This window comes from Geobacillus sp. WSUCF-018B (assembly GCF_002809985.1).
Classification (GTDB): domain Bacteria; phylum Bacillota; class Bacilli; order Bacillales; family Anoxybacillaceae; genus Geobacillus; species Geobacillus thermophilus.
The window spans coordinates 1-13,750 of record NZ_PIJF01000023.1; the positions used below are offsets into that span (position 1 = coordinate 1).

Sequence of the window (13,750 nt, forward strand, 5' to 3'; positions counted from 1 at the left end):
TTATATCATACACAAAAGAAAGGGGGGAACGCGCATTCCTCTCCCACTTACTCCCTTTGGTCGTTGAAGTGGGAGTCTCCTGCGCGAAATAGGATGAAAGTCGATTTGTTTGATTTTCATTTGCCGGAAGAGTTGATTGCGCAAACGCCGCTTCCGGACCGGGCGGCGTCAAGGCTTATGGTGCTCGATAAACGAACGGGCGCCATCCGCCATGAAACATTTCGCAACATTATTTCGTACTTGAATCCGGGCGATTGCCTCGTGTTAAACGATACGCGCGTCATGCCGGCGCGTCTTTACGGCGAAAAAGCGGAAACGGGCGGGACGGTGGAAGTGCTGCTTTTAAAGCAGCTTGACGGCGACCGTTGGGAGACGCTCGTTAAGCCGGGCAAACGGGTCAAGCCGGGGACGAAGCTCACCTTTGGCGGTGGGAAGCTTCAAGCCGTCTGCCTCGATACGCTGGAACACGGCGGGCGAGTGCTTGAGTTTTCGTATGACGGCTTGTTTTATGAAGTGTTGGCCGAGCTTGGCGAGATGCCGCTGCCGCCGTACATTAAAGAAAAGCTCGACGACCCGGAGCGGTATCAGACCGTTTATGCCCGTGAAATCGGCTCGGCGGCAGCGCCGACCGCCGGCTTGCATTTCACCGAAGAGCTGCTTGAGGACATTCGCCAAAAAGGGGTGCATATCGTCTTCATCACCCTTCATGTCGGGCTTGGCACGTTTCGGCCAGTGCAAGTGGACGAAGTCGAGAAGCACGATATGCACGCCGAGTTTTACCAAATGAGCGAGGAAACGGCTGAAACGTTAAACCGTGTCCGGAATCAAGGCGGCCGCATCATCGCCGTCGGCACGACGTCGACACGGACGCTCGAGACGATCGCCGGCAAACATAACGGCCGATTTGTCGCCGAAAGCGGCTGGACCGACATTTTCATCTATCCCGGCTATGAGTTCAAAGGGATTGATGGGCTGGTCACGAATTTCCATTTACCGAAGTCGACGCTCATTATGCTCGTGAGTGCGCTGGCCGGACGCGAGCACATTTTGCATGCCTATGAGGTAGCGGTGAAGGAACGGTATCGCTTTTTCAGCTTCGGTGATGCCATGCTCATCATTTGAGAAAGGAGAACAGCACGTTGACGACACCGATTCGCTTTGAACTGATCAAAACGTGCCGGCAGACTGGGGCGCGCCTTGGCATTCTCCATACGCCGCACGGGTCGTTTGAAACGCCGATGTTTATGCCGGTCGGGACGCTCGCGACGGTCAAGACGCTGTCGCCGGAAGAGTTGAAGGAAATGGGTGCAGGCGTCATTTTGAGCAACACGTACCATTTATGGCTTCGGCCGGGCCATGACATCGTCGAGGAGGCGGGCGGCCTGCACGCGTTTATGAACTGGGACCGCGGCATTTTGACCGATTCCGGAGGCTTCCAGGTGTTTAGTTTGAGCGAATTCCGCCGCATCGAGGAAGAAGGCGTCCATTTCCGCAACCATTTAAACGGCGATAAGCTGTTTTTATCGCCGGAAAAAGCGATGGAAATTCAAAATGCGCTCGGTGCGGACATTATCATGGCGTTTGACGAATGTCCGCCGTATCCCGCGACGTACGACTATATGAAACGGTCGGTTGAGCGGACGAGCCGCTGGGCCGAGCGCTGCCTGAAAGCGCACCGCCGGCCGGACGAGCAAGGGCTGTTTGGCATCGTCCAGGGCGGCGAGTATGAGGAATTGCGCCGCCAAAGCGCCCGCGATTTAGTGTCGCTCGATTTTCCCGGCTATGCGGTCGGCGGATTGTCGGTCGGCGAGCCGAAAGACGTGATGAATCGGGTGCTTGAGTTTACGACGCCGCTTTTGCCAGCGGACAAGCCCCGCTATTTAATGGGCGTCGGGTCGCCCGATTCGCTGATTGACGGGGCGATCCGCGGCATCGACATGTTTGATTGCGTGCTGCCGACGCGCATCGGCCGCAACGGCACCGTGATGACGAGCGAAGGTCGGGTCGTCATTAAAAATGCCCAGTACGCCCGCGACTTTTCGCCGCTTGATCCGAACTGCGACTGCTACACGTGCCGGAACTATACGCGCGCCTACATTCGCCATCTCATCAAATGCGATGAAACATTTGGCATCCGCCTCACGTCTTACCATAACGTCTATTTTTTGATAAAATTAATGGAGCAGGTGAGACAAGCGATCCGTGAAGATCGGCTTGCCGATTTTCGTGAGGAATTTTTCGAACGCTACGGCTTCAACAAGCCGAACGCGAAAAACTTTTAGCTGCCCAGAAAGGAGGGGATCGCATGAACGCGGCGATTGCCAACATCTTGCCGATCGTGCTGTTTTTCGTCATTTTTTATTTCCTGCTCATCCGTCCGCAGCAAAAGCGGCAGCGCGCCATCCAGCAAATGCAGGCGAACTTGAAAAAAGGTGACAAAATCGTCACGATTGGCGGCTTGCATGGCATTATCGACTCGGTCGATGAAGACAAAATCATCGTCCGCGCCGGCGACGGCACGCGGTTGACGTTCGACCGCTCTGCGGTAAGAGAAGTGGTGGCGGAAAGCAAGGCATAGTGGAAGCTCAGAGGGCGGCGCCTAAGCCAGGCTGCCGTCAAAAAAAAGCGGCTGTTTCCCAATGAAACAGCCGCTTTCGCATCGATGCGCCCGCTTACGCCCGCTCGCGGCGCGCCGGCGACAAGTTGACGCCGACGATGCCGCCGAGGGAGGCGGCAATCAAAAAGCCGAGATGGTATAGCCATTGTTCGACCGTAAACGGTTTTTCGATGCCGAGAAACTGAAACAAAAAGATAATCACCGTAAACGAAAGGCCGGTCAACCCGCCGGCAAGCCACCCTTTTTCCTGGCTTTTCCCGCCGGCGACGATCCCTCCGATGAACATCGAGATGACTGAGACGGCAAAAATGATCCATGTGAGCGACGATTCATGAATATCCGTCCATTTGAGCAGCAACGAAAAAACGAAGCTGACGAATGCCGCCAAAACGAAAATGGTGGCGACGCCGTAGACGAGTGCGCTGCCAAGCCGTGACACCGTGCTCCCCCCCTTGCCCACAATCGTTTTACCACAATATATTCGCCGTTGGACACGTTTAGAAGTTCATTTTCTTCCGTTTTTCCCGGCCAGCCAGTGCAGTCCGGGCAGGTAGACGAGTTCCTCCCGTTTGATCAGCCGGAAGACGAGAAGGGAAGCGGTATACAAAGCGATGGTTGCCGTCATCGCAAACAGCGTCCATGACGATGAAGGCGCTGCCGCCGGCGGATGATGGTAGAGCGCGTAGCCGGCCGCGCCGGCTATGGTGATGGCGATGAGCGCTTTCCCATACTCGCGCACATGAATGGAAAACGACACCGCTTTGGCGACGGTGGCAAAATGGAGAAGCGTCACAAGCACCGTGCCGACCGATGTCGCCAGCGCTGCCCCCATAATGCCTAAACCCGGCCGCGAGGCAAGAACGAAAATGCAGGCGAGCTTCACCACCGCGCCGATCAAGCTGTTCGTCATGGCGGCGTTCGCCAAATCAAGCCCTTGCAGCACGGCTTGCAGCGGGCCTTGGAAATAGTAAAACAAGAAAAATGGCGCCATCACCTGAATAAAGATGGCCGCTTCGCTTGTGCCATACATCCACCGCATTAACGGTTCGGCAAAAATGTACAGGACGACGGCGGAAAGGCCGCCGGTGACGAGCGACAGCCGCATCGCCTGGGCGATCCGGTATTCGACCAACACCGGCTTGTTTTGCGCCATCGCCTCGCTGATGGCAGGAACGAGCGCGGTTGAGAGCGCGTACGTAATGAATGACGGCAGCGTGAGCAACGGGATCGCATAGCCGACCAGCTGGCCGTATTGCCTGGTGGCCATCGATGTGGCTACACCGGCTAACGCCAAGCTATTGGCGACGACAATCGGCTCGAAAAACCAGGAAAGCGAGCCGATCAGGCGGCCGCCGGTCGTTGGCAGGGCGATCCGCATGAGGCGGACGAACGTTTCTTTACCGGCATGTACGTAGCGAAAAAAGTTCGTCCGCAGGCGGATGGACTTTTTGAACTTAAATAAAAACAACAAGTACAGTAAGGCGGCCAGTTCGCCAAGGACGGAAGATGCCATGGCGCCGGCGGCGGCGTATTCGACGCCGTACGGCAAAAGAGGCCTTGTGCATAAGGCGATCAAGCTGATGCGGACGATTTGTTCAATCAAAAGCGAGTAGGCGTATGGCTTCATTTGCTGGCGCCCTTGAAAATAGCCGCGCAACACCGAAGAAATCGCCACGATTGGCACGACTGGGGCGATGGCCATTAACGGGTAGTACGTGCGCGGGTCGGTGAACATCGTCCGCGAAAGCCACGGCGCTGCAACAATGAGCGCCGGCAGGAATACGAGACTCATCACCCCGGTCGTCGTGAGCGACACGACAAGAATTTTTTTCACCCGTTGCCGGTCGCCGGCCGCTTCCGCCTCAGCGACAAGCTTCGCGATGGCGACCGGCAGCCCGATTTGCGTCGCGGTGATCGCCAGCACGAGCGTCGGCACCGCCATCATGTACAGCCCGACCCCTTCATCGCCGATCATCCGGGCGACGACGATGCGGTTGATGAAGCCAAGAATTTTTGTAATAAAGCCGGCGGCGATTAAAATGACCGTCCCTTGCAAAAATTTGGACATTTTCGTTCCCTGCCTTCTCAAATGCCTTAATCTTTTATACAATATATGCGAGACATATGGCCAAGCATGACAAGGATCATGGCTGGCATGGCGCGGGAGGGTGGGGAATGGATCACGAGCAAAAGCTGCGCGAACAGCTTATGCCGGCGCTCGAGTGCAAATATGATGAATTTCGCCTGCTCGGCTATACGCAAGTGACGCTTGACGGGCTGTGGGAATGTTTGCGGACGCGCAGGTGGAAACATGGAGCGGCGGAAAAAAAGCTGCATGAACTAGTGAGCGACATTTTGTCGCTTTCGCCGGGGGAATATATGGCCTTTTTGACGATGCGGTCGTACGAGCAGCAGCGGTTGACTGGAGGGGATGAGCTGGAGCGCATTCTTCACGATTTGTTATAGCGGAAAAATTGACACTAGCCGTCCGCTGTCCCATAATGAAAGTCGAAGCGGATCCGTTTCACGATGACGCTGCGGCGGCTAGGCCGACAAGATGAGCCAAAGGAGGATTTCAAAACGGATGGTAAAGCGAAGCCGCATCGTCGCCTTTTTTCTCCTCTTGTTGTTGTTTGCAGGAGTGATGGGGCCGACGATTCAAGGAATTGTACATAACATAAAGCTGGGCCTTGATTTGCAAGGCGGATTTGAAGTGCTGTATGAAGTGAAGCCGGCGAAAAAAGGCGACAAAATTGACCATGAAACGCTCCAAAGCACGGTCAGCGCCTTAAACCGGCGGATCAACGTCCTCGGCGTCAGCGAGCCGCGCGTCGACATTGAAGGGAACGATCGCATCCGCGTCCAGCTCGCCGGAGTGAAAGATCAAAACGAAGCGCGCCAAATTTTGGCGACGCAGGCGAAGCTCACGTTCCGCGATGTGAATGACAACGTGCTGATGGACGGAAGCGACCTCGTCCAAGGCGGGGCAAAACTGTCGTTTGATGAAAACGGCCGGCCGAGCGTGGCGATTAAACTAAAAGATGCTGACAAGTTCCGCCAGGTGACGGAAAAAGTGTATAAGATGGGGCCGCCGAACAACATTTTGGTCATCTGGCTCGATTTTCAAGAAGGAGTCGATTCGTACCGAAAAGAAGCAGGCAAGGCGGATCCAAAATTTATTTCTGCCGCGTCTGTCAACCAAGTGTTCAACCAGACCGACGTGTCGATCGTCGGCAACTTTACGGTGAAAGAAGCGCAGCAGCTCGCCGATTTGTTGAACGCGGGCGCGCTTCCTGTCGAGTTGCATGAAATTTACTCGACGTCTGTCGGCGCCCAATTCGGGAAAAACGCCTTGCAAAAAACGATGTTGGCCGGCATCATCGGTATCGCTGCCATCTTCGTGTTTATGATTTGGTTTTACCGGCTGCCGGGAGTCATTGCCGTCATTACGTTGTCCGTCTATATTTATTTGATTTTGCTGTTGTTTGATTGGATGAACGGCGTCTTGACGCTGCCGGGCATCGCCGCTCTCATTTTAGGGGTCGGGATGGCGGTCGATGCCAACATTATTACGTACGAGCGAATCAAGGAAGAAATTAAGCTCGGCAAGTCGATGCTGTCGGCGTTTCGCGCCGGCAACCGCGGCTCGTTTGCGACGATTTTTGATGCCAACCTTACCACGATCATCGCCGGCGCGGTCTTGTTCATTTACGGGACAAGCTCGGTCAAAGGGTTTGCGACGATGCTCATCATCAGCATTGTCGTCACCTTCGTCACGGCGGTTTACGGCACGCGTCTGCTGCTCGGACTGCTTGTCTCGAGCCGCTGGTTGGATAAAAAGCCGGAATGGTTCGGGGTGAAACGGTCGGAGATCTTAAACATCGCTGAAACGACCGATGAAACGGAAGTGCCGACGAAGTTTGACCGCTGGGATTTTGTCAAACATAGCAAAAAGTTTTTCCTGTTCTCCGGCGCCTTGACGCTTGCCGGCGTCATTTCGCTGGCAGCGCTCGGGTTGAATCTCGGCATTGATTTTACAAGCGGGACGCGCATTGAGGTGGCGAGTAGCCGCCCGATCGATGCCGATGAGCTGCGCGGCTATTTCAAGGAGCTCGGTCATGAACCCAAGGAGGTCATCCTTTCCGGCGCGGATGGGAAAACAGGCGTCGTTCGCTTAATTGGCGTGCTTGATAAAAACGAAATTGCGAAGCTGAAAAGCGAGTTGAAAGAAGCGTATGGATTTGAGCCGAACGTAAGCACCGTCTCGCCGATCGTCGGCAAGCAGCTCGCCCGCAATGCGCTCATCGCTGTGCTCATTTCGTCGATCGGGATCATCCTTTATGTGACCGTCCGTTTTGAATGGCGGATGGCGCTGGCGGCGATTATCGCCTTATTGCATGATGCGTTCTTCATCGTGACCGTGTTCAGCTTAACGCGTCTGGAAGTCGACTTGACGTTTATCGCCGCCGTGTTGACCATCATCGGCTACTCGATCAACGATACGATCGTCACATTTGACCGCATCCGCGATCTTATGAAAAGGCGGAAGCCGAAAACGGTCAGCGACTTGCAGCATATCGTCAACCGGGCGTTGCAGCAAACGTTTACGCGTTCGATCAACACCGTCTTGACCGTCTTGTTTACCGTCGTCGCCTTGCTTTTGGTCGGCAGCGAAGCAATCCGCAACTTCAACCTCGCCTTGCTTGTCGGGCTTGTTTGCGGCGTATACTCATCGCTTTGCATCGCCTCGCAGCTCTGGGTCGTCTGGAAAGGCCGGGAGCTCAAAAAAGGCAAAGGGGCAAAAAAAGCGGCGCCGGAAGCCGAACCGAACTTATAATGACCGCACCGGAAACAGCGCTTGCTTTTTCCGGTGCTTTTTCTTTCGCAACGATGAGGGAAAAATGGGTTACACTAATGGCCAGATGCAAAGCAGGCGAAACGCAAAAGATGGGGGACAAAGGATATGGAAAACGAACAGCGATTCAAGCAGGCGAAAACAGCAGCGGCTGTCGGCATCGTCGGCAACATGGCGCTCGCTGTCGTCAAGGCGGCCGTCGGCATATGGAGCCAAAGCCAGGCGTTAATTGCTGACGCCGCTCATTCGGCGTCCGATGTCGCCGGCTCGTTTGCTGTTTGGGTCGGGCTGCGCGCCGCGGCGTGCCCGCCGGATGAAGACCATCCGTACGGGCACGGAAAGGCGGAATCCATCGCCGCCATTATTGTGGCGGTTCTTCTGTTTCTCGTCGGGCTCGAGATCGGGCGTTCCGCGCTTGAATCCTTTTTTGCCCCACTGTCGCCGCCGGGGGTCGCGGCCATTTATGTTCTGTTGTTGTCGATTGCTGTCAAAGAAGCGATGTTCCGCTACAAATACCGGCTCGGAAAAAAACTGCAAAGCGATGCATTAATCGTCAACGCTTACGAGCACCGCTCCGACGTTTTCTCTTCACTCGCCGCGCTCGCCGGCGTCGGCGCCGCCATTCTCGGCGGAAAATGGGGGATCGGCTGGCTTGTGTACGCTGATCCGCTTGCCGGGCTGTTCGTGGCGATTCTTGTGTTGAAAATGGCATGGGAGCTTGGACGCCATTCGATCCATACGGCGATTGACCATGTGCTGCACGAGGAAGAGGCCGGCTATTTGCGCGAGGCGGTCTTGTCCATTCCCGATGTGCGGCAAATTAACGAGTTGTATGCACGCGAGCATGGCCACTATGTCATTGTGGATTTAAAGATTGCAGTTGATCCACGGTTGACCGTTGAGGAGGGGCACCGGATCGGGAAAAAAGTGAAAGAAAAGCTGCTCACTTTGCCGCGCGTCCGCGACGTGATGGTGCATATCAATCCGTACGACCCGGAAAAAAACACGTAACGTCGTTGCCTGCCCTTTTCTTCTTTTTGTATAATAAGAAGAGTTGAGGTGGGGGACATGTTGCAAGCGAAAACGCGTTGGGAAGTGGGTCGCCCCGACGAACAGATTGTACAGCGGCTGGCTGAAGAAGCCAGCCTTGCGCCGCTGTTGGCGCGGTTGCTCGTCTGCCGCGGCGTGCGAACGGCGGCGGAAGCAGCTGCGTTTCTTCATCCGCTTCGGCAGCCGTTTCATGATCCGTTTCTGCTTGATGGGATGGAGCGGGCCATCCAGCGCCTCAGGCGGGCGATTGAGGCGGGCGAGCGCATTCTTGTGTACGGCGATTACGATGCCGATGGCGTCTGCAGCACGTCCGTCATGATGAGCGCGCTCAAGGAGGCGGGAGCGTCAGTCGAGTTCTACATTCCCAATCGCTTTACGGAAGGATACGGCCCGAATATGGCGGCATTCCGCGCCGCCAAAGAGCGGGGCGTTTCCGTGATTGTGACCGTCGACAACGGAATTGCGGCGGTCAATGAAATCGCCGCCGCTAACGAGTGGGGGCTTGACGTCATTGTGACCGACCATCACGAACCAGGGCCGGTGCTGCCGAAGGCGTATGCGATCATTCATCCGAAAAAGCAAGGAAGTACATACCCGTTTCGCGACTTGGCTGGTGTCGGCGTCGCCTTCAAAGTCGCGCATGCTCTGCTTGGGCGAGTGCCGCACCATTTGCTTGATTTGGTGGCGATTGGAACGATTGCCGATTTAGTGCCGCTCGTTGGGGAAAACCGGATTCTCGCCGCCCAAGGACTTGAAGCGCTGCGAGAAACGAAGCGCGCCGGTCTGCGCGCCCTTTGGCGGCAATGCCGCATTGATGCCGCCGCTTTAAATGAACAAACGGTCGGCTTTGTCATTGCGCCGCGGTTGAATGCGGCCGGGCGCCTCGGCGGCGCCGACCCGGCGGTGGCGCTCTTAATGACGGACGATGAGGACGAAGCGGCGCAACTGGCGGCGGAGATGGACGAGTTAAACCGCGAACGCCAGCAGTTGGTGGCGCAAATTGCGGACGAGGCAGCCGAGATGGTGCGCCGTCAGTTTCCCCCTGAAGAACACCGCGTGCTTGTTGTCGCCGGCGAAGGGTGGAATGCCGGGGTCGTCGGCATTGTCGCCTCCAAGCTCGTCGAGCAGTTTTACCGCCCGGCGGTGGTGCTGGCGGTTGACCGGGAAAAAGGGATCGCCAAAGGGTCGGCACGCAGCATCCACGGGTTCGACTTGTTCGCCAGTTTGTCGCGGTGCCGCGACCTGTTGCCGCATTTCGGCGGCCATCCGATGGCCGCAGGAATGACGTTGGCGCTTGACGATGTAGAACCATTGCGGCGGCGGCTGAACGCCATCGCCGCGGAAACGCTGTCCGATGACGACTTGACGCCGCTGACGTTTATTGACGCCTCTTGTTCGGTCGCTGAGCTGACGCTCGACGCCGCCCGCGGGCTCGAACGGCTCGCTCCGTTTGGCGTCGGCAATCCGCGGCCGCTTGTTCTCATTGAAGGGGCGTCCGTTGAAACGATGCGGCGCGTCGGAGCGAACGGCGCCCATATGAAGGCGGTGTTTGCGCAGGAGGGCGCCTCAGTCGACGCCATTGGTTTTGGCCTCGGACCGCTGTGTGAGGAAATCGCCCCGGGGGCGCGCGTTTCGGCAGTCGGGGAGCTTTCCGTGAATGAATGGAACGGGCTGGCGAAGGCGCAGCTGTCGCTGTGTGATCTGGCGGTCAGCCACTGCCAGCTGTTTGACATCCGCGGCTGCCGCGACGTCCGTCCCTTTCTTGAGCGGTTGCCAAAAGAAAAGCGGCTGCTTGTCATGTTTCGCCAAGGAACGGGCGCGCGCCCTGATTTAGCCTCGTTTCGCGGGGAACTTCGCTGCGTGCTGACGGACGAAGAGGCGGGTGCGCTGGAGATTAGCGGCCGTTACGTTGTTCTGCTTGATTTGCCGCCGACGCTCGGAAGGCTTGCCGCCTTGCTTGGGGGCAAGGAGCCGGCGCGCATTTATGCGCTGTTCGCCCAGCCGGAAGCCCGATTTTTCCGTACGTTCCCGACGCGCGATCATTTTAAATGGTTTTATGCGCTGTTGCACAAATACCGTTCGTTCCCGCTTGCCGAGCGGGGCGGGCAATTGGCGCGCGCCCGCGGTTGGACGGAAGAGACCGTTCATTTTATGGCGAAAGTGTTTTTGGAGTTGGAGTTTATTACGGAGCAAAACGGCGTCATTTCGCTCGTCCGCGCGCCGGCGAAGCGCGATTTGCACGAATCGCCGACGTACCGCCGCTGGCGGGACGAGCTTGAGGTGGAGCAACAGTTATTATATTCTACTTATGAGCAGCTTAACCGCTGTTTGTTGGACATGACACGTTCGCAAACGCACGAGGAGGCAAACGTACAATGGATTTAAAACAATATATTACGATCGTGCCGGACTTTCCGAAACCGGGCATTTTGTTTAAAGATATTACGACGTTGATGGATAATGGAAAAGCGTATAAATACGCGACCGATCAAATCGTTCAATATGCGCGCGAAAAGCAGATCGATATCGTCGTCGGTCCGGAAGCGCGCGGCTTTATTATCGGCTGCCCGGTCGCCTACGCGCTCGGCGTCGGGTTTGCCCCGGTGCGCAAGGAAGGAAAATTGCCGCGCGAAGTCGTCCGCGTCGAGTACGGGCTCGAGTATGGGACAGACGTGCTGACAATGCATAAAGACGCCATTAAACCAGGCCAACGTGTGTTGATTACGGATGACTTGCTGGCGACGGGCGGCACGATGCGGGCGACGATCGATTTGGTCGAGCAGCTCGGCGGAGTGGTGGCTGGCTTGGCGTTTTTGATTGAACTCACGGAGCTTGGCGGCCGCAAAAAATTGGAAGGCTACGATATTTTGGCGCTCATGCAGTTTTAAATGGTCGACATGATTCGCTTCTTCGGATACAATAGTAAAAAAGGGGCACTCGCACGAGTGCTCTTTCTTATTAACGTGACGGTGCTTTTGTCTTATCGCATGGATTTTATTTTACGGAAATCAAAGGTGATCCAACCATATGGCGAATGAACAAGTGTTGACAGCGGAGCAAGTGTTTGAACAGGCGAGCTGTTATTTGTCGGAACAGGACGTTGCCTTTTTGAAAAAGGCGTATGAGTTTGCCAAGCACGCCCATCGCGACCAATTCCGGAAATCGGGCGAACCATACATCATCCACCCCATTCAAGTCGCGGGCATTTTGGTGGACTTAAAGATGGATGCCACAACAGTCGCCGCCGGGTTTTTGCATGATGTCATCGAAGACACCGAGGCGACAAAAGAAGACCTTGAGCGCGAGTTCGGCGCGGAAGTGGCGATGCTTGTCGACGGGGTGACGAAGCTCGGCAAAATTAAATATAAGTCGCAGGAAGAGCAGCAGGCGGAAAACCATCGAAAAATGTTTTTGGCCATGGCGCAAGATATCCGCGTCATTTTAATCAAGCTGGCCGACCGTCTGCACAACATGCGGACATTGAAACATTTGCCGGCCGAAAAACAGCGGCGCATTGCCAATGAGACGCTTGAAATTTTCGCCCCGCTTGCCCATCGGCTCGGCATTTCGAAAATTAAGTGGGAGCTTGAGGATACGGCGCTTCGCTATTTAAATCCGCAGCAGTACTACCGCATCGTCAATTTGATGAAGAAAAAGCGCGCCGAGCGCGAGCAATATTTGGAAGAGGTCATTCAAGAGGTGCGCGAACGACTTAATGAAGTGCACATCCCGTGCGAAATTTCCGGACGCCCGAAGCATATTTACAGCATTTACCGAAAAATGGTAATGCAAAACAAACAGTTTAATGAAATTTACGATTTGCTTGCCGTCCGCATCATTGTCAACAGCATTAAAGACTGCTACGCGGTGCTCGGCATCATCCATACATGCTGGAAGCCGATGCCAGGACGCTTCAAAGACTACATCGCCATGCCGAAGCCGAACATGTACCAGTCGCTCCACACGACGGTGATCGGCCCCAAGGGCGAGCCGCTCGAGGTGCAAATCCGCACATTCGAAATGCATCAAATCGCCGAGTTCGGAATTGCCGCCCATTGGGCGTACAAAGAAGGAAAGACGATCAAACCTAATTCATTTGAAGAAAAGCTGTCTTGGTTTCGGGAAATTTTGGAGTGGCAAAACGACGCGAGCAATGCCGAAGAGTTCATGGAATCGCTCAAGATGGACTTGTTTTCCGATATGGTGTTCGTTTTCACGCCAAAGGGCGACGTCATCGAGCTGCCAGCCGGGTCGGTGCCGATCGATTTCGCCTATCGCATCCATTCGGAAATCGGCAATAAAACGATCGGCGCCAAAGTGAACGGCAAAATGGTGCCGCTTGACTATAAGCTTCAGACGGGCGACATCGTGGAAATTTTGACGTCGAAACATTCGTACGGTCCAAGCCAGGACTGGCTGAAGCTCGCCAAGACGTCGCAGGCGCGCAACAAAATCCGACAGTTTTTCAAAAAACAGCGGCGTGAAGAAAATATCGAAAAAGGAAAAGAAATGGTCGAAAAAGAAGTGCGCAGCCTCGGTTTTGAACCGAAAGAAGTGATGACGGCGGACAACGTCAAGCGCGTTGCGGAAAAATTTAATTTTTCGAATGAAGACGATATGTATGCGGCAGTCGGCTACCACGGGATTACGGCGGCGCAAATCGCCCATCGGTTGACGGAAAAATGGCGGAAGCAGCGCGATTTGGAAGAGCAGGAGCGGAAGCTGGCCGAAGCCGTTTTTGAAGCGAAGCTGCCGACTGGAAAAAAGCGCGACTGCGGCATTCGCGTCCAGGGGGTCGACAACTTGCTCATCCGCCTGTCGCGTTGCTGCAACCCGGTGCCGGGCGATGAGATTATCGGCTTTATCACCCGCGGCCGCGGCATTTCCGTCCACCGCGCCGACTGCCCGAACGTCAAGACCGAAGAAGCGGCCGACCGGCTCATTGCGGTCGAATGGGAAAGCGGCACAGGCGGCGAGCGCGAGTATAACGTCGACATTGAAATCACCGGGTTTGACCGCCGCGGCTTGCTCAATGAAGTGCTGCAGGCGGTGAACGAAACGCGCACCGATATTTCCGCCGTCTCCGGCCGCTCGGATCATCGCCATAAAATTGCGACGATCCATATGACGATCGCCATTCATAATATCAGCCATTTGCAAAAAGTGGTGGAACGCATTAAGCAAATTCCCGACATTTATTCGGTTCAGCGCCTCATGAACAATTAGAG

General features: G+C 55.5%; 11 protein-coding genes. 9 read left to right on the plus strand and 2 right to left on the minus strand.

Features of this window, described 5'->3' with window-relative positions:
- The first annotated feature begins 93 nt into the window (after positions 1–93).
- From queA to yajC, 3 genes are read left to right on the plus strand one after another with little or no spacing between them, the layout of a single operon-like run.
- Positions 94–1,122: a tRNA preQ1(34) S-adenosylmethionine ribosyltransferase-isomerase QueA gene (gene queA / locus CV944_RS08565; RefSeq protein WP_100664073.1), complete on the plus strand. Its 1,029-nt coding sequence runs from the start codon at positions 94–96 to the stop codon at positions 1,120–1,122.
- A gap of 17 nt (positions 1,123–1,139) precedes the next feature.
- Positions 1,140–2,282 carry a tRNA guanosine(34) transglycosylase Tgt gene (tgt, locus tag CV944_RS08570; protein ID WP_100664074.1) on the plus strand — a complete coding sequence of 381 codons (1,143 nt, stop codon included), beginning with the start codon at positions 1,140–1,142 and terminating at the stop codon, positions 2,280–2,282.
- A 23-nt stretch (positions 2,283–2,305) separates the two neighbouring features.
- Positions 2,306–2,578, plus strand: a complete 273-nt coding sequence (gene yajC, locus CV944_RS08575; protein ID WP_044743340.1) for a preprotein translocase subunit YajC — start codon at positions 2,306–2,308, stop codon at positions 2,576–2,578.
- A 94-nt stretch (positions 2,579–2,672) separates the two neighbouring features.
- On the opposite strand, the gene CV944_RS08580 is transcribed toward yajC, so the two are convergent.
- Entirely contained in the window at positions 2,673–3,056 is a 384-nt protein-coding gene (locus CV944_RS08580) for a TIGR04086 family membrane protein (protein WP_100664075.1), read from the minus strand.
- 66 nt (positions 3,057–3,122) lie between these two features.
- Positions 3,123–4,685: a stage V sporulation protein B gene (spoVB, locus tag CV944_RS08585; protein WP_100664076.1), complete on the minus strand. Its 1,563-nt coding sequence runs from the start codon at positions 4,683–4,685 to the stop codon at positions 3,123–3,125.
- A gap of 107 nt (positions 4,686–4,792) precedes the next feature.
- Here spoVB and CV944_RS08590 point away from each other — a divergent pair, with 107 nt between their 5' ends.
- The 6 genes from CV944_RS08590 (at position 4,793) to CV944_RS08615 (ending at position 13,748) form a co-directional block, all read left to right on the plus strand.
- Positions 4,793–5,083, plus strand: a complete 291-nt coding sequence (locus CV944_RS08590; RefSeq protein WP_044743337.1) for a post-transcriptional regulator — start codon at positions 4,793–4,795, stop codon at positions 5,081–5,083.
- Positions 5,084–5,201: 118 nt separating this feature from the next.
- Positions 5,202–7,454, plus strand: coding sequence for a protein translocase subunit SecDF (secDF, locus tag CV944_RS08595; protein ID WP_100664077.1), 2,253 nt, complete (start codon positions 5,202–5,204; stop codon positions 7,452–7,454).
- 126 nt (positions 7,455–7,580) lie between these two features.
- Positions 7,581–8,483, plus strand: a complete 903-nt coding sequence (locus CV944_RS08600; protein WP_100659851.1) for a cation diffusion facilitator family transporter — start codon at positions 7,581–7,583, stop codon at positions 8,481–8,483.
- A gap of 57 nt (positions 8,484–8,540) precedes the next feature.
- Positions 8,541–10,907, plus strand: coding sequence for a single-stranded-DNA-specific exonuclease RecJ (recJ, locus tag CV944_RS08605; RefSeq protein ID WP_063330506.1), 2,367 nt, complete (start codon positions 8,541–8,543; stop codon positions 10,905–10,907).
- Positions 10,898–11,410, plus strand: a complete 513-nt coding sequence (locus CV944_RS08610; RefSeq protein WP_033011913.1) for an adenine phosphoribosyltransferase — start codon at positions 10,898–10,900, stop codon at positions 11,408–11,410. The genes recJ and CV944_RS08610 overlap by 10 nt, the downstream gene beginning before the upstream one ends.
- A 139-nt stretch (positions 11,411–11,549) precedes the next feature.
- Complete coding sequence (locus tag CV944_RS08615) at positions 11,550–13,748, plus strand: RelA/SpoT family protein (RefSeq protein ID WP_100659852.1); 2,199 nt, start codon at positions 11,550–11,552, stop codon at positions 13,746–13,748.
- Positions 13,749–13,750 lie beyond the last annotated feature (2 nt).

Coding starts and splice junctions, on each gene's coding strand:
- CV944_RS08615 (WP_100659852.1), top strand. CDS start 11,550: ATGGCGAATGAACAAGTGTTGACAGCGGAGCAAGTGTTTGAACAGGCG.
- queA (WP_100664073.1), top strand. CDS start 94: ATGAAAGTCGATTTGTTTGATTTTCATTTGCCGGAAGAGTTGATTGCG.
- spoVB (WP_100664076.1), bottom strand. CDS start 4,685: ATGTCCAAATTTTTGCAAGGGACGGTCATTTTAATCGCCGCCGGCTTT.
- yajC (WP_044743340.1), top strand. CDS start 2,306: ATGAACGCGGCGATTGCCAACATCTTGCCGATCGTGCTGTTTTTCGTC.
- CV944_RS08590 (WP_044743337.1), top strand. CDS start 4,793: ATGGATCACGAGCAAAAGCTGCGCGAACAGCTTATGCCGGCGCTCGAG.
- recJ (WP_063330506.1), top strand. CDS start 8,541: ATGTTGCAAGCGAAAACGCGTTGGGAAGTGGGTCGCCCCGACGAACAG.
- secDF (WP_100664077.1), top strand. CDS start 5,202: ATGGTAAAGCGAAGCCGCATCGTCGCCTTTTTTCTCCTCTTGTTGTTG.
- CV944_RS08600 (WP_100659851.1), top strand. CDS start 7,581: ATGGAAAACGAACAGCGATTCAAGCAGGCGAAAACAGCAGCGGCTGTC.
- CV944_RS08610 (WP_033011913.1), top strand. CDS start 10,898: ATGGATTTAAAACAATATATTACGATCGTGCCGGACTTTCCGAAACCG.